Origin of the sequence: Prochlorococcus marinus str. MIT 9107 (genome assembly GCF_000759855.1) — a bacterium.
Classification (GTDB): Bacteria; Cyanobacteriota; Cyanobacteriia; order PCC-6307; family Cyanobiaceae; genus Prochlorococcus_A; species Prochlorococcus_A marinus_N.
The window spans coordinates 234,389-251,948 of record NZ_JNAI01000010.1 but is presented as its reverse complement, the minus strand read 5'-3'; the positions used below and the strand labels follow the sequence as shown (position 1 = coordinate 251,948).

Genomic DNA, 17,560 nt, shown 5'->3' with positions numbered 1-17,560 from the left:
TCTTTTACCTTATATCCAATATTATTAATAAAGAGACATTTAATAATGAACAATTTTGAATCTTGGGAAGCTGTGATTGGTTTAGAAACCCATGTACAGCTTAATACGAAAAGTAAAATATTTACATCTGCTTCAACAGCTTTTGGTGATGCGCCTAATACGCATATAGACCCAGTAGTTTGCGGTTTACCAGGAACTCTTCCAGTTTTGAATGAAACTGTGCTTGAGTATGCAGTGAAAACCTCTTTAGCATTAAATTTAAATGTTGCAGAACACTGTAAATTTGATAGAAAACAATATTTTTATCCTGATCTGCCAAAAAATTATCAAATTTCACAATTTGATGAGCCTTTAGCTGAAAATGGCTGGTTAGAAGTTGAAATAATCGAAAAAGATAAAGAATCTTATATAAAAAAAATTGGTATTGAAAGGCTACACATGGAAGAAGACGCTGGCAAATTAGTTCATTCAGGTAGTGATAGATTAGCTGGCTCTAAGTACTCCTTAGTTGATTACAATCGTGCTGGAATAGCACTTTGTGAGATTGTAAGTAAACCAGATATTAGAACAGGTAGAGAAGCATCTGAATATGCTGCTGAGATTAGAAGAACAGTTAGATATCTAGGTGTATCAGATGGAAATATGCAGGAGGGTTCATTAAGATGTGATGTCAATATTTCAGTAAGAAAAGGACCTAACGCTCCTTTTGGTACCAAAGTGGAAATTAAAAACATGAATTCATTTTCCGCAATTCAAAAGGCTTGTGATTATGAGATAGCCAGACAAATAGAAGTTTACGAAAATGGGGGAGAAATCTACCAAGAAACAAGGTTGTGGGATGAAGCTAGGCAATTAACAAAAAGTATGCGATTAAAAGAGGGTAGTAGTGACTATAGATATTTTCCTGATCCTGACTTGGGACCAATTGAAATTTCAAAAGCACAAAAAGAAATATGGGTTAATGAACTCCCAGAATTACCTTCAAAGAAAAGAAATAAATATGTGAATGAATTTGGTTTGTCTGCATATGATGCAAGGGTAATTTCTGATGAAATTAACATGGCAAATTTTTTTGAAGAAACAGTAGCTAATGGTGCTGAGCCTAAACTAGCTTCAAATTGGGTGACAAGTGATATTGTGGGCTATTTAAAGGCAAACAAACTTAGTTTTAGTCAATTAAAGCTTAGTCCTCAAAATCTTGCTGAAATGATTAATATGATTTCAAAAAAAACTATTAGTGGAAAAATTGCAAAAGAAATTTTACCTGAACTAATTCAAAACAATATTTCACCGCAAAATTTAGTTGAAGAAAAAGGTTTAGCAATGATATCTGATTCTGCAAGTATTTTGCCAATAATTAATGAACTTCTTGCTCAATATCCTAATGAAGTTGAAGCATTTAGAAATGGTAAAACGAAATTAATTGGTTTTTTTGTTGGCCAACTTATGAAAAGAACAAAAGGTAAAGCTGATCCTAAACTTGCAAATAAACTTCTTGCAGAAAAGTTGAATAATTAAATTGTTAAATAAGCTCTCTTATCGTATTGATCCATTTATTTTGATCATCTGAATTATTCAAAATAACATCCGAAAGGTTTCTTTTTTTTTCAAAACTTAATTGTAGATTTATGGTTTCATAGGCTTCTTTTTCGCTAATTTTATCTCGCTTAATAAGTCTTTCCTTTTGTAGTTCTGCTGGACAATGAACTAACCATATTTCAGTACAAATATCTTCAAATTTTGCTTCAAATAATAGTGGAATCACTAATAATATAGTTTGATTATTTTTGTATTGACTACATTCATCTATCATTTTTTCTTTGATTAAGGGATGCAGCAGCTTTTCAATCCATTTTTTACTTTCTGTATTATTAAAAATAATTTTTTTTAAAAGTTTTCTATCTATTAATTTCTCCGAATTATTTGTACTATCAATTATTTGATTTCCAAAATAATTTAAGATTTTTTTATATCCATATGTGTTTGGTTTGGTTAATTCTCTTGATAAATTATCTGCATCTAGTATCGGAATATTTTTATATTCTCTAATATAATTTGTTATGGTTGACTTCCCACATGCAATACCTCCTGTCAAACCAATTCTTCTTTGTTTATTTTTTAATTTTTGAGGAATATTCATATATTTAATAATAATCTAATTACCTGTTTCTTTAGTATTAAGTAGTAGTTAGTATGAATTAAAATATAAAAGAGATTGAGCCAGTCTGATTCCATTTGGTCATTTGTTGATGAAGGTAATGCAACACCCAGCGGTTTTCTTTTTGCTGGAATATCTGCTGGATTAAAAGCTTCTAATAAGAAAGATTTAGCACTTATACTTGCTCCAGAAGGAAGCATCTTTAGCGGTAAGTTTACCCAATCAATAGTTCGCGCTTCTTGTGTAGATATTTCTGAGAAAAGGATTAAAAAATCTTCAGGTTTTCTACGCGCAATACTAATTAATTCTGGACAAGCAAATGCATGCACAGGAAATCTTGGACTTAAACATTTTCAAATTGCTACAGCAAAGATTGCAAAACTTTTAGGAATAAAAGAAGAGGAAGTTTTGATGTGCTCAACTGGTTTAATCGGTGTCCCTATAGAAATAAATAATTTAGTAAAAAATTTACCGAATTTAGTGAGTGATTTAAAAATTAATAATTTTCAAAATGCAGCAGAAGCAATTTTAACTACTGATTTGACTCCGAAAAAAGTTTTAATAGAGACGATTATTCAAGGTAAAAAAATAAAAATAGCAGGATTGGCAAAAGGATCAGGAATGATTTATCCCAATATGGCTACAATGCTTGCTTTTCTAACATGTGATGCGGGTATTGATAAAGAAGAATGGGATGAAATGATTTCCATTGCCGTTCAAAAATCTTTTAACGCAATATCAGTTGATGGAGAGACAAGCACAAATGATGCATTCGTTGGAATAAATGCAGGAGATAAAATTGATAAAAAATTTTTTCCAATCATCCAAAAAGGAATTGATATTGTGTGTCAAAACTTGGCAAAAAATATTGCAAGAGATGGAGAGGGAGCAAATTGTTTATTAGAAGTTTTAGTTAAAGGAGCAAAAAATATTGATGATGCAATTATGGTTGCAAAATCTATATGTAATTCTGCATTGGTAAAAACTGCAATACATGGCTGTGATCCAAATTGGGGAAGAATTATCTCAGCAGCAGGTAATTCTGGTATTAAATTTAATCTTAATGAAGTCGATTTGTTTATAGGTGATTATCAGATTTTGAAAAAGGGAAATTTCATACAATATGATTCATCAAAAGTGATCCACTATATGCAATCAAGAATGAAAGGTAAATATTTAGTAGACGATATTTTGCATATTATACTTGACCTGAATTCTGGCGAATCCAAGGGCACTGCATGGGGATGTGATTTGTCTAAAAAGTATGTTGAAATAAATAGCGAATATACGACTTAATTGAGATCCATTGCACCGCAAGGGATCTTAGCGAATAGGATAAAGTATGAAACACTAATAAAACAGTGCTTTAGAGGTAACAGGTAATCTTAGGAATAAAAATCAAAATAAAACACTAAATATTGAGTTTATTTGAGTGAATAAACTGCCAAATCTTTAGACTTGAGATCTCCTAAAGCGACTTTTTCTAGTCTTTCTAATCTTGCCATCAAGGTAGAAAGTTTATTCTCTAATTTTTGATTTTTGGAAAGTATTGTTTTGTTTTCCTTTTCAAGTGATTCAATTTTTTTTTCCATTACTTTTTTATCTTTCATAGTAATTTGAGAAGGTTTTGTGGCCTTCCCTAATTTCCAAACAAATCCTGCTCTAGCAGAAAACTGATCTTCAAAATCACCTGCGTAATCTTGTCCTGGCATAGTCATAGATGCTGCATAATTAATTGATAGTTTTTCATTAACCTTAGAAGTGCAACCGCCAGAAAAAGCGAAATCTCCTCCATGCGTCCCTGTTCCTAATCCGCATGCAATAGTTGTGTCAGTAGGAACTGTTGGTAGTCCAGTTAAAGCAGCATTAATGCACCAACATTATTAATTGATTGTTCTACATCTCTGCCATTAATTAACAATTTGGAACCATTGGTTATATCAATCGGAATAGATTTGCCATTAGCATCTTGTGCCCAAAATTTTTCTCTCCCATTCTCTTCTTTAAATACAGCAGAATTCTCACCAATATGAATGGCACCATCATTTTTATGTTCAATAAGTTTTTTTCCATTTATTTGTATTTGAGAATTGCCTGCGTTATCTGAAATAATATTTGGTCTCTTGATTTCGTCAAGGACTCCAGTATTACCATAAGATTGATGCCAAGGAGTAGTTGTTTCTTCCAAAGATTTTGTTTCGTTATTAAATAAGTAGTACACAGGATCAGCAGAATATTTTATGTGTTTTAGAAGCACTTCATCTTTAGTGGGAGCGTCAAGAATTTGGAACAAATCATATTGCGTTGTTAAGTATGGGGTAGCATCAAATACTTTGGTACCTTCTCCTGTTTGTGAATTAATTGTATTCACACTTTTTCCATTATCCGAGATACCCCAATAATCCCAATCTGCTTTTGCGGAATTAGAACCAAGTATTAGAGAAAATCCGATTAAAGATAATGCTAATAACTTTTTCATGCCTTTAATTTAGTTTTCTCTTAGTTTCCATGATTTTTTGATAAACGCTTCTTTTGTTTTAAGAACTAAGACTTATCGTTCATTTTTCTGTTAAGTAAACTGCAAATTTATTCTTTCATAAAACACTAATAAAACATTGTTCTAGTCATAGCATTTACTTTCAGCGAGAAAAATCAAAATAAAACACTAATAAAACACTAATCTAATCCTTGAGAACCATTGGTATAACTGACTTTTGTCTTCTATGTTGAAATAAATAGCGAATATACGACGTAGAAAATGTGATCTTTGGGATCAATTGATATAACTATATAAAATCTCAAAAAGAATACACATCTTTTGAGACTGTGATAATACTGTGATTATTATTTACTAATTTTTTTGAAGGTTAATCCTTTATTCATCTCTTGGTAATTAATAGTATTAGATGCTAAATCTTTCGATCCGACTTTACCTAATGCTACTTTTTCTAGTTTCTCTAATCTTGCTAAAAGTTCTTGGTTCTTTTCTTCAAGTGAGATAATTTTTGTTTGGAATTCTTTTTCTTTTATACTTATAAGTTCTGAATTTACTGGTTTTCCTAATTTCCAAACAAATCCTGCTCTTGCAGAGAAAGTATCTTCAAAATCACCCGCATAATCTTGTCCAGGCATAGTCATTGACGCTGCGTAGTTTACTGATAGTGTTTCATTTACTTTAGAAGCGCAACCACCAGCAAAAGCAAAATCTCCTCCATGAGTTCCAGTTCCAAAACCACATGCGAGAGTTGTGTCAGTTGGTACTGTTGGTAGTCCAGTTAAAGCAGCACTTAATGCTCCAACATTATTTATAGATTGTTCTACATCTCTTCCATTTATTAATAATTTAGTTCCGTTTGTGTAATCAATAGGAATTGGATTTCCTGCCGCATCTTTTGCATATACTTTTTGCCTACCGTTTTCTTCTTTCGTAATCCAAGAGTTTTCACCAATATGAAGTTCATCTCCTACATATTTCACAAGGCTCTTACCAGTTGATCCTCCTTGACTAATTCCATCATTATCAATTCTTAGTAATTCATCAGTGCCCTCTCCTCCTAATGAAACAAACTTTGTATCTGAAGCATCATCACAGTCACTATCTGTTGATTCACATTTTTTTTCAATTGTGTTATTTAATTTATTGATGACTCCTATATTTATTGGTACCGCCCCACTAGGTAATCCAGTCACAGTAATGTAGCCTTCAAATTCATTATTTTCAATATCATATTTTCTATATCTTCTTGCGGCACCGCCACCTCTATCATCTTCAAGGAAATATATTTTTCCTTCAGACTCATCTATTGTGAAATTACTTGATGTAAATGAATTGGTTCCAACATCTGGAAAGATATCTTCTTTCATTAGCGTAACTGCACCATCTGAGCTAAGTTTGTACAAGTTTGAAGTAGTATTGCCACCACTGTTAACTTTGGTTGGGTCTTCAGCGACAAAAAATCCTAAATCTGAAGTATTAGTAGTAACCTCTCCAGAAAATGATGCAAAAGGGGATAATAGTAAGGTTGAAGTAAAAAGAGAACTAAAAAGTTTTTTTGACAAGTTTTTCATTTTCCAATTTTAAATTTCTTAAATTTTACAAAATAATTAAAAACACATAAGTAAAAATGCTTACTTATCTTTATCTTTGTAACTTTATAAAAGTAGGAAATTCCCATCCCCCCTCTAAATAATAAATACTCACCTTTGGTATGAATGTGATTATTCTGTGATTACTCCTAAGATCACAGAAATTAATCCTAATTATTTCAATGGTTCTTATTTAAAAATCTAAAACTGTGATTATTATTTTGCCGACTGTGATTATGGTGTGATTATTTTCTAAAAATTCACTTAAGTAATAGCAATGGATTACAGCAAGGTGGATATACTAAATGCCAAAGGTGGAAATTAATAGCGAATATACTACTTAACGTCAAAACGCAGTTATAGGAATAGAGCTGAAGATGATATATATGTTGCTTACGATCTGCTTAAATTAAATTAGGACTTATTATTACTAATTAAATTTAGTTGTACTAGGTTAAACATAACCGTTAACTATGGTTGGATGTTCTTTGTTTTTGAACATTTTTCTATAATCATCATGCAATCTTTCAGTTGCTAATATTCTTTTTTTCATTGCATCTCTAATTAAATCCATCTCATTTAATTTTCGATTGAGAATGGTGAATGGAGTAGTTAGTTTCATAAAACCTCCTTTTTTAATAAAGACTAAAAATTAATAACTCAGTCGCAGTAAATTAAACAATTTTGATTTGTTGGATGTTCTCTACATTCTTTCTCCCAAAAGTTTTGAAACTCAGGGGTGCATTTCTCAAGTTCTTTTGGGGTTTCGTTGAGATTTAATCCTGCATAATTAAACGCAGTTAGGTATCTTGGAAGAATGTTAAATTGATTGAATAGTTTCATAAGACCTCCTAGATCTATATCTATATTGTCCTCCTATTAACTTGAAATTCATAGAGTATTATTACCCGAGTAAAAGTGCTTTGTGGTTGTCACGACTATCTTTCCCCATTAACTAGGAGTAGAAATAATCCAGGAGTCAAAAGCACTTCATCGACTTTGTGGACAGCGAGGTGCATACGACTCGAAGAGGGCAAACAAATGCCCTCTTATTTTATTTTTAGTAAACTTTTACTGATTATCTTTGCTAAATTCTATCGACATTAGCATTTAGAATATGAATGTTTAGATTTATCAAAATAGGAAAAAATTATGTTTGTAAGTATTGACTTATGCTTAGTCCCTATTGGAGTTGGAACTTCCCTATCTCCTTATATAAAAGAGTGTATTGAAGTTATCAAAAATGAAGGTCTTAACTATCAATTAGGAGCGAATGGAACTGCAATAGAGGGAGATTGGGATACAGTATTTGAATGTGTTAAAAAGTGCCATAAAAAAATTCATTCAAAAGGTGCGCCTAGAATTTATACAACAATGAAAGTTAATACTAGAATTGATAAAGAACAAAAATTCTCAGATAAAGTAAAAAGTGTATTAGATAAATAATGGAAAAAGAACGAAATTACGATAATGATGGATTAGACCCATCCGATGAGTATTTCAGAAAGAAGGAAAAAAGTAATGATAATACTTATTCCCCTCCACAAGAATCAGAACCACCACATTATTAAAAAATTCATTAATTGCATTAAATTTTATATGCCTTCATCCATCCCAGAAAAAGGTATTAATGATTTAGAGACAAAGTTTCCTAAATTAGCAGCAGAAGCAGATGGTTGGGATCCATCAACTGTTACTTATGGAAGTGGTAAAAAGATGCCTTGGAAATGTAAGGAGGGACATACTTGGAAGGCAACATTAACCAATAGAACCTCTCATGGTTATGGATGTCCCATTTGTGCAGAATATGGATTTAATCCAGAAAAACCTGCATAGTTTTATTTGATGAGAAGAAAAAATGAACAACAAATTGGAATCACTAATGACATAATTACCAGAATGCAAACTCATAAATCTAAAGGATGGAAAGAGGTTGACAAAATAGGTCCTATAAAATGGTCAACTAGTTTTAAATGTAGAAAATGAATTTAAGAGATGGTTAAAAGAAAAAATAGGACTTGCAGAAGGGACCACAGAAAACTGGTTTACCACCAATATGGAAGTTCATTCCCTTGCGGAACTAAAAGAAGAAAGTGGGATTGAGACATCTCTTTTTGCTTGAACTTTAACTTATAAGAAACATAATTTCCGATAAGACATAATGCCAATATTTTACTTTTTTGTTTAATTTACTGTTTCAGAACGCATGTTCTGTTGCTTACAGTTTGCTTACAGTTGTATTCACTTATGAAAGTAAGTGATCGCAAGCAATTATAGAGATTGTCTTTATATAGCAATGAATAGCGAATATACTACTTAAGCTTGATTAGATCTACTGGTAGATAATTATTTATATAAAGGAAAAGAATTGTTGAAGTTCCAATTACAGAACCAATAAAACCTCCAAAAAAGTTAACTATAATTCCATTTTTCTGAATTACTGGTTGTTCCTTTTTTTCTTTTTCAAAATTAGATGAGTCAACTACTTTTAAGCGCTGATTGGTTTTTGGCTGTTTAAGTTGTTGGTGTTGGATAAGTTTTTCGAAATCAGGCATGGAATTTGAGATGCAATTGAACAATAGGCAGACCATCCCGTCATTCGACGGGGATCTGATCTACCTAAATCGTCAACAGCTTCAAAAACGGCATTGCCAGATGCTTCTGCTTTATCAAAAGCTGAAAGTAAAGGAATAAATGTATCAAAAACGTGTAAACCAAAATTTTCCAAAGCCTGTTTAGCTTGTTGGGCTGCTTTTTGCTGTCTGAAATCTACTTTTACAATTACTACCGCATGGTTTACTTTTAAATTTCCTAATAAAGAAGCTAATTCAACAGTCAATTCTACTGATCTTGCTTTTGCAGTAGTTGGTAAGATTACTAAATCAGATCCATATGCTAGATGTTTTAGCTCTTCTTGATCACTGCTAGCTTGGCCATCAGTAATAACAATTTCTGATGATCTTGATGATTTTGCAGCTGAACTTACTGGGAAAACGGGAAATGGAAGATTACCTCTTGATGCGTACGCTAATGCTGATCTATTTTTGTCTGCATCCACTATGCAAACTTTTTTGCCTTCAGAATGCCAAACGCTTGCAAGGTGAACACTTGTACAGGTTTTAGCTACTCCTCCTTTTTGACCGCAAACAGTAATAAACAATTTTTTAATTTTATTTATCTTACTTTGGAGAATAATTTCTGAATGTCAATAGAAAACCTTTTTAAATGCTTTAAAACTTATTTTTTTTAAATATTATTAAAGGATCAATGTTTTTATGTAATTTAAAAAAGTGTTTTTTCAGAATAGTAAAGTTAAAAAAAGAATCGGATTAGGTACGTGGTCTTGGGGCAATAAACTCTTTTGGAATTATCAAACAAGTAATGATAATGATTTGAGTGAGACATTTAATGAAGCATTAAACAGAGGTATTGATTTGTTTGATACAGCAGATTCTTATGGAACTGGAACTCTAAATGGAAGAAGTGAATCACTTTTAGGTAAGTTTTTAGTAGATACTTCTATTGCTAAAAAAAAACGAATTCAAATAGCTACCAAGTTGGCACCTTATCCATGGAGGATTGGTAATAAAGGTTTTAATAAGTCATTTCTAAACAGTTTAGAGAGGTTGAATAATAAATTAGATATAGTCCAACTACATTGGTCAACAGCTAAATATAATCCTTGGCAAGAATTACAGTTTTTAGATAATCTTTGTGATCTATTAGATCAAGGATTTAATTTTCAAATTGGCCTATCAAATATCGGCCCTCAAAGATTAAAAATATTAATAAAACATTTATCAAAACGAGATAAGAAATTGAAAAGTGTTCAGATTCAGTTTTCTTTGCTTGCTCCAGATTTATTAAAACAAAATCAAGTTAAAAAAATATGCGATGAAAACAATATTGATTTCTTTGCTTATAGTCCTTTGTGCTTTGGAATTCTTTGTATTGATCCTGAAAAAGATGAGAAAAGAGATTGTACAGTTTTACGTAATGCTTTATTTGAAAACTATAAAAAACCAACACATGAACTTAGACGATGTTTGAAAAATATTGCTATGGAAAGATCTGTATCACAATCTCAAGTTGCAATTAATTGGTGTTGTTATCAGGGAGCTATTCCTCTTGTTGGTATGCGAAAAAAATCTCAAGTTATTGATATATCGAATGTTTTTAAATGGAATTTAACTAAAAACGAATTTCAATTACTTCAAGAAGTTTCAAGAAATTGTTTGAAAAAGATGCCAAGAAATCCCTTTTCTAGCATTTAGATGAATTTTATGCTGATATCTATTTGTTTTTTTTAATCTTATTATTGTTCCATAATTCTGTTGGAAATTTTTTACCTGTAAACCTAATTACTTTAGGTTGGAGATCTATTATCAAGTCGTTTATTCTTTTATCAGGATTCATCTTTAAATGTTTTCTTTTAGATAAGATAAATTAATTTTTATTAAATCTTCTCAGTATTTATACTTATTGAATTCAAAAAATTAACTTTAATACTATTGATTGCAGCAATATTTACACACTAAGCAGCTTTCTAATACTAAATTTTGCAAACAAATGAATGTGGAGTCCTTCCAGACTCCTCGTATCATTTGGTTGATAAGGCTGATATAACCCCATCTCCTTTAGGATCAAGCAGCAACTGGTGCTGTTTGACGGGAGAAACTAACGATTTTGTTAGCGTTTGTGTTTTTGCTCTAACCGAGCCAGCTTCAGTCACCTTCCTTATGCCCCGTCGAAACCATTACAACCCCAAAAAATGGAGTTGAGCGGAATCGAACCGCTGTCCGAAACATCGGTTGAGATCACCTAGTCCAATTGGACATTTATATTCTGACAGGCAAAATGAGAATTGAATAGTTTTTTTATTAAGTTTTTATCGTATATGAATGTAGTTGCATCAGCTCCAGAGGGATTGGAAGAATATTTAGCTGAAGAAATTTCAAATTTAGGCGGATCTAATATTAACACTTTTAAAAGATTTATTAATTTTGAATGTGATTATGCGACTTTTTACAGAGTTCATTTCTATTCCAGATTAGCTTTTCGTTTTTATAGAAAAATTGCAAGTTTTATTTGCTATGACAAGCAATCTTTATATGCAGGGGTTAGAGATTCATTCGATTGGTTAGATTGGTTGCACCATGAAAAAACGTTTAATGTTCAAGTAACTGGGAGAACATCTTCTTTAATTCATACACATTTTACTGCTCTTGAAGTGAAAAATTCTATAACTGATTTGCAACGGGCAGTTTGGAATAAAAGATCAAATATTTCTTTAGATCATCCTGATTTTATAATTCATCTTCATTTAAATAATAATAAAGCGATTATCAGTCTCCAAAGTAGTGTAGAAAGTTTACATAAACGAAGCTATAGGCCTGCAGTTGGGAATGCACCATTAAAAGAAAATTTAGCTTCTGGATTGATAAAGATGACTCAATGGAATGGCAAAGTCCCTTTAATTGACATTATGTGTGGTTCAGGAACTTTTTTAATTGAAGCTGTTAACCAATCTCTTAACGTCCCTATAAATATTGATCAAGTTTATCTTTTTGAGAATTGGTTGGACTTCAGGAAAGATATTTATCTTTATGAAAAAAATAAAGCCAAACATAAAATTATAAATTATGAAAAATTACCAAAAATTATTGGCTGCGAAATTAATAAAAAGGTTTTTGAGCAGGCCGAAGTAAACAAATCATTGGCAGGACTTGAAAACTATATTGAACTTATAAATATTGATTTTTTACAACTCCAATTAAAATTTACTCCTGGAATAATAATATGTAATCCTCCATATGGGAAAAAATTAGGTAATGAAAATGAACTCATTTGTTTATATGAAGAAATTGGGTCCTTTTTAAAGAAGAACTTTTCAGGTTGGGAATTTTGGCTACTTAGTGGAAATCCAAAACTAACAAAATATTTGAGAATGAAATCATCATTGAAAATACCTGTTAGTAATGGAGGCATTGATTGCAGATGGATAAAATATTTAATAAGATAATTTATTTTTTGCCTAAAACGGCTTTTGTTGTCTTCCCTAAGCCCTCCAATGTTTGAGGAAGATATGGACCTTTTGCTAATTTCCCACCAAGCTTCAAACTTAAGCCTGCAAGAAATAAATCGATAAATATTATTATTAATAAATTATATTCATTATTCCAGTTATTATATTTTTTTATAGAAAGAAAGAAAATAATATGAATGCAAATCAGAACTAATAATAGTAATGTGCCTCCAATTGCTAAAAATATCCCACCACTAATTAACCTTCTTTTTTCTCTATCTACTTCTTGAAGAGCTATTCTTACATGCAAATCCATCACTGAACTTGCTATCGCTGAAATTCTTGAAGCGGTATTTGTAAAGTTTTTATTTTTTGGTTTTTCCATATTATTTTCTCCCACTGTTGAGGAGAGTACCTATTAGTAATCCAATACCAGCGGCAATAGCAATAGATAAAATTGGTTTTTTTCTGATTGGACTTTCTATTCTCGGTCTCAGTGTATTGTTGAGTTCTTCTAGTAACTCTTCTAATTGACTTTCGATAGGTTCAATCTTTTCTGAGATTTCCCAGTTGTTTTCTCGTATTGAATCAATGATTTCCAATAGTTGGCGCTTTATTCCAATTGCAGAGGTTCCAGTATGGCTCGCTATTACTTCAACTAAATCATCAATACTCCCTTTGGTGGCTTCAAGAGTTTGCTGAGCAATATTAGGCCATTTTTCTTTAATTAAGGGTATTAAACTGTCAATTTTTTCAAGTAACCATTTCTCTGAGATAACTTCTTTCTCAGGAAGTGAAGAGTTATCTACTTTTTCTTCTACTTCTTTGGGAGGGTGATAAGTCTCCATTGTTTTAATTTGATTATTTTAAGATTAGACCTTATTTTCTTAATTTGGAACCCTTATCTAAAGATTTGTGCGATTTATATAGAATACAAACATATAAAAGTTTATTTACATTTTATTTATCTACTCGGTTCTGCAAGAAGGTTTTGTTAAGCTATTACTGAATTTATTAAATGAGCTTAAATTTCATCATGGATATCACATTTGCATCATTAATTTTTGCATCTCGCACAATCCCTACAGATTTTGGATTAGTAGCCGCAGCCATCGCGGGAGCAGGAAGTTTGCTATTCATTGCTTTAAGATTTGTCCCTGATGCAAGTAATTAAATAACAGGAACTATCTTCAATAAAATATAATTTTATCTCAATTTTGTTTTGAAAATAGATTCGATTTATTTATCAACTAGATAATGAGTAAATGGGTTTTGCTTGAACATAAAGTTTATTCGGGTAAATCTTTTGATCTTCATTATGATTTTCTTGTTGAAAATGAAATTGATTGTTTAACTTGGAAATTTCTAAAACTACCTTTATCGAATCAAGCTTCTGTAGAAATTTTTAAACAGCCAAATCATAGACTTGTATGGCTATCAAGGAAAGAACATCAACTTTCTGGGAATCGAGGTTTAGTAAAAAGAATTGATCATGGAATATTTAAAGATGTTTCTGATCAATTAAACTCCGATGATTTTCGATTTATTTTGGACGGTCAACTTCTGTATGGTTTGTTTGAAATTTCTGGTAATTCTTGTAGATTAAGTAAAAGTAATTAATATTCATTTATAAATAATCTTAATATTTCTCTTGAGAATGTGTGCAAATTAGTTATTCTTATTTAGCTATTGAGACTTGAGATTGGTACATATCAATCAGGTCGAATTTGAGAATTTTAAATCTTTTGGGGGAAGTGTAAAAATTCCTCTTGAAGAGGGTTTTACGGTGGTTACTGGGCCTAATGGTTCTGGGAAAAGTAATATTTTAGATGGAATTTTATTTTGTTTAGGTTTGGCTAATAGTAGAGGGATGAGAGCAGAAAGGTTGCCAGATCTAATAAACAATTCCAAAGTTAAAGAAGGTAAGTCATCCGAAACATTTGTATCAGTAAAATTTAATATTCAAGATTGGTCCCCTAGGGAGGACCTTCCACCCTTGGATTTAGAGGAGGAAGAAATCGCTCTTAATAAAGGGCAAAAAGAATGGGTCGTTTCTCGAAAATTGAGGCTTATGCCTGGTGGTTCTTATGTTTCGACTTATACCTCTGATGGAAAACAATGCACCTTGCAACAAATTCAGAGAATATTAAGAGATATTAGTGTTGATCCTGAGGGCAGCAATGTTGTTATGCAGGGCGATGTAACAAGAATAGTATCAATGAATAATAAGGAAAGGAGAAATCTTATTGATGAATTAGCAGGGGTGGCACTGTTTGATACAAGAATAGAACAAACTAATGCAAAATTAAATGACGTTTTTGAAAGACAAGAAAGGTGTGAAATTTTAGAAAATGAATTGCAATCCAGTAAAAATAAGCTTGAAAAAGAATGTGAAAAAGCTAAGCGATATAAAGAGTTAAAGGTAAAACTTTTTCAAATAATGGAGTTAGAGAAAGTTCTTATTTTCGAAAAGCAAGTTAAGCATGTTGAATCTATAGAGATTAAAGAAACTGAAATTGAAAAAAATAAAATTTTATTTAATGAACAAAAAGAATCTATTAATAACGAAATATCAGTCTTAGAAGGTGCTTTGAAAATACTTGTTGCTGAGCTTAAGGAGAAAGGAGAGGATAATTTGATAAAAGTGAATTCTGATATTGGCAGTATTAACTCTAGCTTGAGAGAACTCGATAGGATATCAATTTTGAATAAAGAAGAGGGCATTAAATTACAAAAGCAGAGAGATGAAATTGCAATATCTAAGAGGAATATTGAGTCAGAAAAGATGAGGCAAAAAAATTTTGATGATAACTTTTTAAATAAATTAAACTTGCAAATTAATGATCTTACTTTAAAACATAAATTATCCAGAAAAAAACTTTCTGATGCAGCGGGAGAATCTGGAGAATTCTCAAAACAAAGTATCAAATTAAATGCTGAGCTTGAAAGTATACAAAATATAATTAACCCTTTGGAAGTTAAAAAAAGGAAAATTGAAGAACAAACTATTCAAAATAACATTCAAAAAGATGAAATATCTTCTCAGATCAACGCGATTACTTTAGAAAAGCAGAAACTTTCAGAGAGAAATCGAATGAGAAAAGAGACATCTGACATGAAAAAAAATAATTTAGCAAGTAACAGTGCGGAAATTAATTCTTTAAAAAATGAAATTAATTTGTTAAATAAAACTAAATTAAGACTTAACAACGAGCAATTAAGGCTTGAAAAAGATTTATCTCGATTTGAAAGTAGAAAAGAAGCTTTAAATGAATCCAGGGGTTCATATGCTCTTAGAATTTTATTAGAAGCAGGTCTAGAGGGTATACATGGCTATGTTGCTCAACTTGGAGAGGTCAGTGAGAAAAATAGATATGCATTAGAAATTGCTGCAGGCAATAGGCTAGGACAAATTGTTGTTGACAATGATCATATTGCCGCTAAAGCAATTGAAATTCTTAAAAAGAAAAAGGCAGGAAGATTAACTTTTTTACCTTTAAATAGAATTAAAAGTCAAAAAAAGAATTATGCAATTTCAAGATTTGAAAATAATAAAGAGCAAGGATTTATTGATAAAGCTATTAATTTAATTACTTTTGATGAAGTTTATTCAGATGTTTTTAGATATGTTTTTGGAGATACGTTGGTTTTTTCAGACTTAGCATCAGCTAGGTTATCTAAGCAAAAAATTAGGTTAGTTACTTTAAGTGGAGAATTATTGGAAGCAAGTGGTGCTATTACAGGAGGTAGTAAGTTAAATAAAGATTTAGCTTATAGATTCGGAATTAATAATGATCTTGATAATTCTAGCCCTATACAAGAAAGATTAATAGTTATTGAAGAAGCTTTAAAAGAGTCAAATAATAATTTGATTATAAAAAATAATTTACTCAGTAAATTAAATTCTAATCGCAGTCAAATAATTGAGGATTGCGCCTCATTTAATAAAGAAATTGAAGTAAATAAAAATTCTCTTGAGGTATTCATGCAAAGAATTGAGGATGGTAAATTGAGATTAGATAAACTTGATAGTGCTAATAATTTATTATTTGTGGAGTTAGATCTTTTAAAAAATAAATTGAAACCCAATCAAGATAAGTTAGATCAATTGCAAATAATTCTTAAGGAAAATTATGAAAAAAATCAAAAATCATCTCTAATAGCTTTTAATAATGATTTTAACGATCTTGATAAAAAACTTGAATTGCTTATTAAAGAAAGAGATACACTATTAGATAAGAAGAATCAATTTGCTTTAAATAAAGAACGTATCAATAATTCATTGAAAATTACACTATTAGAAGAAAAAAACTTGCAGGAATCTATCAAAGAACTTGCAATTGCTCATAGTGAATGGATAGAAAAAAGAGATAAATTCAAAAAAGAGCTTTTAGTGCTCGATAATCAAAAAAATTCTCTAGAGAAGGATTTGGGTTTATTGAGAAGGAAAAGAGATGAATTAAACTCTTCAATTTCAAATAAAAGGCAAGAACATAATAACTATCTATTAAAGCTGGAATACCTTGAGAGAGATATTTCTTCTCTTAAAGAAGAGATGAGGAGCGAGAAAATAAAATTAGAAAACTATAAAAAAGATCTACCTAATCCTTCTCCGGAGTTTGGAGAATATGAAGGTAAGAGTCTTGAATCCTTGCAATCAGAAATAGCGATTATAAATGCAAAACTAGAAAGCTTAGAACCTGTAAATATGTTGGCTCTTGATGAATTAGAAGAATTAACTGAGAGATTAAATGGATTAAGAGAAAAATTAGAAATTCTATCTAATGAAAGATCTGAATTATTGCTCAGAATAGAAACTGTATCTACTATGCGTCAAGAGGCTTTTATGCAAGCATTTGTAGAAGTTGATAAACACTTTAGAGAGATTTTTGCAAATTTATCAGATGGAGATGGTTTCCTTCAGCTTGAAAATCCTAATTCTCCTTTGGAAGGAGGCTTGACTTTAGTTGCTCATCCTAAAGGAAAAAATGTCAGAAGACTAGCTTCTATGTCAGGAGGTGAAAAATCATTAACTGCCTTAAGTTTTTTATTTGCTTTGCAAAAATATAAACCTTCACCTTTTTATGCATTAGATGAGGTTGATAGTTTTTTAGATGGCATAAATGTTGAAAGGCTGTCAAAATTGATATCTAATCAGTCATCAAATGCTCAATTTATAGTCGTAAGTCATAGAAGGCCTATGATAAGCGCATCTGAACGAACAATTGGAGTTGCGCAAGCAAGAGGTGCTAATACTCAAGTTGTTGGGTTACCAAATGCTGCATAAGCAC

21 protein-coding genes are annotated in these 17,560 nt (G+C 31.0%); 12 read left to right on the top strand and 9 right to left on the bottom strand.

From position 1 onward, the window contains the following. Positions 1–45 precede the first annotated feature (45 nt). Entirely contained in the window at positions 46–1,518 is a 1,473-nt protein-coding gene (gene gatB, locus EU92_RS00355; protein ID WP_032514114.1) for an Asp-tRNA(Asn)/Glu-tRNA(Gln) amidotransferase subunit GatB, read from the top strand. 4 nt (positions 1,519–1,522) lie between these two features. Here the strand turns inward: gatB and coaE are convergent, their stop codons facing one another. After that, entirely contained in the window at positions 1,523–2,140 is a 618-nt protein-coding gene (coaE, locus tag EU92_RS00360; protein WP_032514115.1) for a dephospho-CoA kinase, read from the bottom strand. A gap of 75 nt (positions 2,141–2,215) precedes the next feature. Here coaE and argJ point away from each other — a divergent pair, with 75 nt between their 5' ends. After that, the gene (gene argJ, locus EU92_RS00365) at positions 2,216–3,454 is read left to right on the top strand and encodes a bifunctional glutamate N-acetyltransferase/amino-acid acetyltransferase ArgJ (RefSeq protein WP_032514116.1); all 1,239 of its coding nucleotides are present in this window, start codon (positions 2,216–2,218) and stop codon (positions 3,452–3,454) included. A 128-nt stretch (positions 3,455–3,582) separates the two neighbouring features. On the opposite strand, the gene EU92_RS00370 is transcribed toward argJ, so the two are convergent. Continuing rightward, positions 3,583–3,981, bottom strand: coding sequence for a YadA-like family protein (locus EU92_RS00370; RefSeq protein ID WP_241432593.1), 399 nt, complete (start codon positions 3,979–3,981; stop codon positions 3,583–3,585). Between EU92_RS00370 and EU92_RS10340 the strand changes: the two genes are divergently transcribed. Next, a complete protein-coding gene (locus EU92_RS10340; protein WP_275040542.1) occupies positions 3,920–4,045 on the top strand; it encodes a hypothetical protein in 126 nt (41 codons plus the stop codon). The two genes, EU92_RS00370 and EU92_RS10340, sit on opposite strands and share 62 nt — an antisense overlap. On the opposite strand, the gene EU92_RS00375 is transcribed toward EU92_RS10340, so the two are convergent. The 4 genes from EU92_RS00375 to EU92_RS00385 form a co-directional block, all read right to left on the bottom strand. After that, entirely contained in the window at positions 4,014–4,637 is a 624-nt protein-coding gene (locus EU92_RS00375) for a hypothetical protein (protein ID WP_032523614.1), read from the bottom strand. The genes EU92_RS10340 and EU92_RS00375 overlap by 32 nt on opposite strands. A 365-nt stretch (positions 4,638–5,002) precedes the next feature. Further along, positions 5,003–6,226 (bottom strand): YadA C-terminal domain-containing protein, encoded by a 1,224-nt coding sequence (locus EU92_RS00380; protein ID WP_032514795.1) that lies wholly within the window; start codon positions 6,224–6,226, stop codon positions 5,003–5,005. Positions 6,227–6,698: 472 nt separating this feature from the next. Further along, positions 6,699–6,866, bottom strand: coding sequence for a hypothetical protein (locus EU92_RS10070; RefSeq protein ID WP_193741781.1), 168 nt, complete (start codon positions 6,864–6,866; stop codon positions 6,699–6,701). 38 nt (positions 6,867–6,904) lie between these two features. Beyond that, positions 6,905–7,087 (bottom strand): hypothetical protein, encoded by a 183-nt coding sequence (locus tag EU92_RS00385; RefSeq protein ID WP_025934672.1) that lies wholly within the window; start codon positions 7,085–7,087, stop codon positions 6,905–6,907. Positions 7,088–7,396: 309 nt separating this feature from the next. Here EU92_RS00385 and EU92_RS00390 point away from each other — a divergent pair, with 309 nt between their 5' ends. From EU92_RS00390 to EU92_RS10065, 4 genes are read left to right on the top strand one after another with little or no spacing between them, the layout of a single operon-like run. Beyond that, entirely contained in the window at positions 7,397–7,690 is a 294-nt protein-coding gene (locus EU92_RS00390; RefSeq protein ID WP_032514794.1) for an MTH1187 family thiamine-binding protein, read from the top strand. Beyond that, complete coding sequence (locus EU92_RS10335; RefSeq protein WP_275040541.1) at positions 7,690–7,815, top strand: hypothetical protein; 126 nt, start codon at positions 7,690–7,692, stop codon at positions 7,813–7,815. Before EU92_RS00390 ends, EU92_RS10335 begins: the two co-directional genes overlap by 1 nt. 28 nt (positions 7,816–7,843) lie before the next feature. Then, positions 7,844–8,080: a zinc-ribbon domain-containing protein gene (locus EU92_RS00395; protein WP_032514793.1), complete on the top strand. Its 237-nt coding sequence runs from the start codon at positions 7,844–7,846 to the stop codon at positions 8,078–8,080. 9 nt (positions 8,081–8,089) lie between these two features. Continuing rightward, positions 8,090–8,230 carry a hypothetical protein gene (locus EU92_RS10065; protein WP_193741780.1) on the top strand — a complete coding sequence of 47 codons (141 nt, stop codon included), beginning with the start codon at positions 8,090–8,092 and terminating at the stop codon, positions 8,228–8,230. A 502-nt stretch (positions 8,231–8,732) separates the two neighbouring features. On the opposite strand, the gene EU92_RS00400 is transcribed toward EU92_RS10065, so the two are convergent. Continuing rightward, on the bottom strand, positions 8,733–9,404 hold the full coding sequence (locus EU92_RS00400) for an AAA family ATPase (RefSeq protein ID WP_032514792.1): 672 nt from the start codon (positions 9,402–9,404) through the stop codon (positions 8,733–8,735). Positions 9,405–9,534: 130 nt separating this feature from the next. Between EU92_RS00400 and EU92_RS00405 the strand changes: the two genes are divergently transcribed. Then, a complete protein-coding gene (locus EU92_RS00405; protein WP_032514790.1) occupies positions 9,535–10,518 on the top strand; it encodes an aldo/keto reductase in 984 nt (327 codons plus the stop codon). A gap of 623 nt (positions 10,519–11,141) precedes the next feature. Further along, the gene (locus EU92_RS00410; RefSeq protein ID WP_032514789.1) at positions 11,142–12,266 is read left to right on the top strand and encodes a THUMP domain-containing class I SAM-dependent RNA methyltransferase; all 1,125 of its coding nucleotides are present in this window, start codon (positions 11,142–11,144) and stop codon (positions 12,264–12,266) included. 1 nt (position 12,267) lies between these two features. Here EU92_RS00410 and EU92_RS00415 read toward each other — a convergent pair whose 3' ends face one another. Both EU92_RS00415 and EU92_RS00420 read right to left on the bottom strand, forming a co-directional pair. Continuing rightward, a complete protein-coding gene (locus EU92_RS00415) occupies positions 12,268–12,654 on the bottom strand; it encodes a phage holin family protein (protein WP_032514821.1) in 387 nt (128 codons plus the stop codon). A 1-nt stretch (position 12,655) separates the two neighbouring features. Next, positions 12,656–13,117, bottom strand: a complete 462-nt coding sequence (locus tag EU92_RS00420) for a DUF883 C-terminal domain-containing protein (protein WP_032514788.1) — start codon at positions 13,115–13,117, stop codon at positions 12,656–12,658. Positions 13,118–13,305: 188 nt separating this feature from the next. Here EU92_RS00420 and EU92_RS09730 point away from each other — a divergent pair, with 188 nt between their 5' ends. The 3 genes from EU92_RS09730 to smc all read left to right on the top strand — a co-directional run bounded on the left by EU92_RS09730 (position 13,306) and on the right by smc (position 17,556). After that, on the top strand, positions 13,306–13,443 hold the full coding sequence (locus EU92_RS09730; protein ID WP_002806908.1) for a hypothetical protein: 138 nt from the start codon (positions 13,306–13,308) through the stop codon (positions 13,441–13,443). An 83-nt stretch (positions 13,444–13,526) separates the two neighbouring features. Further along, a complete protein-coding gene (locus EU92_RS00425) occupies positions 13,527–13,889 on the top strand; it encodes a hypothetical protein (protein ID WP_032514787.1) in 363 nt (120 codons plus the stop codon). 76 nt (positions 13,890–13,965) lie between these two features. Next, entirely contained in the window at positions 13,966–17,556 is a 3,591-nt protein-coding gene (gene smc / locus EU92_RS00430; RefSeq protein WP_032514786.1) for a chromosome segregation protein SMC, read from the top strand. The last annotated feature ends 4 nt before the right edge of the window (positions 17,557–17,560 follow it).

What these genes read in the sequence shown, in the direction of transcription:
- gatB (WP_032514114.1), top strand. Translation starts at nt 46, where the DNA reads ATGAACAATTTTGAATCTTGGGAAGCTGTGATTGGTTTAGAAACCCAT.
- coaE (WP_032514115.1), bottom strand. Translation starts at nt 2,140, where the DNA reads ATGAATATTCCTCAAAAATTAAAAAATAAACAAAGAAGAATTGGTTTG.
- EU92_RS00375 (WP_032523614.1), bottom strand. Translation starts at nt 4,637, where the DNA reads ATGAAAAAGTTATTAGCATTATCTTTAATCGGATTTTCTCTAATACTT.
- EU92_RS00380 (WP_032514795.1), bottom strand. Translation starts at nt 6,226, where the DNA reads ATGAAAAACTTGTCAAAAAAACTTTTTAGTTCTCTTTTTACTTCAACC.
- EU92_RS10070 (WP_193741781.1), bottom strand. Translation starts at nt 6,866, where the DNA reads ATGAAACTAACTACTCCATTCACCATTCTCAATCGAAAATTAAATGAG.
- EU92_RS00385 (WP_025934672.1), bottom strand. Translation starts at nt 7,087, where the DNA reads ATGAAACTATTCAATCAATTTAACATTCTTCCAAGATACCTAACTGCG.
- EU92_RS00390 (WP_032514794.1), top strand. Translation starts at nt 7,397, where the DNA reads ATGTTTGTAAGTATTGACTTATGCTTAGTCCCTATTGGAGTTGGAACT.
- EU92_RS10335 (WP_275040541.1), top strand. Translation starts at nt 7,690, where the DNA reads ATGGAAAAAGAACGAAATTACGATAATGATGGATTAGACCCATCCGAT.
- EU92_RS00395 (WP_032514793.1), top strand. Translation starts at nt 7,844, where the DNA reads ATGCCTTCATCCATCCCAGAAAAAGGTATTAATGATTTAGAGACAAAG.
- EU92_RS10065 (WP_193741780.1), top strand. Translation starts at nt 8,090, where the DNA reads ATGAGAAGAAAAAATGAACAACAAATTGGAATCACTAATGACATAATT.
- EU92_RS00410 (WP_032514789.1), top strand. Translation starts at nt 11,142, where the DNA reads ATGAATGTAGTTGCATCAGCTCCAGAGGGATTGGAAGAATATTTAGCT.
- EU92_RS00415 (WP_032514821.1), bottom strand. Translation starts at nt 12,654, where the DNA reads ATGGAAAAACCAAAAAATAAAAACTTTACAAATACCGCTTCAAGAATT.
- EU92_RS00420 (WP_032514788.1), bottom strand. Translation starts at nt 13,117, where the DNA reads ATGGAGACTTATCACCCTCCCAAAGAAGTAGAAGAAAAAGTAGATAAC.
- EU92_RS09730 (WP_002806908.1), top strand. Translation starts at nt 13,306, where the DNA reads ATGGATATCACATTTGCATCATTAATTTTTGCATCTCGCACAATCCCT.
- EU92_RS00425 (WP_032514787.1), top strand. Translation starts at nt 13,527, where the DNA reads ATGAGTAAATGGGTTTTGCTTGAACATAAAGTTTATTCGGGTAAATCT.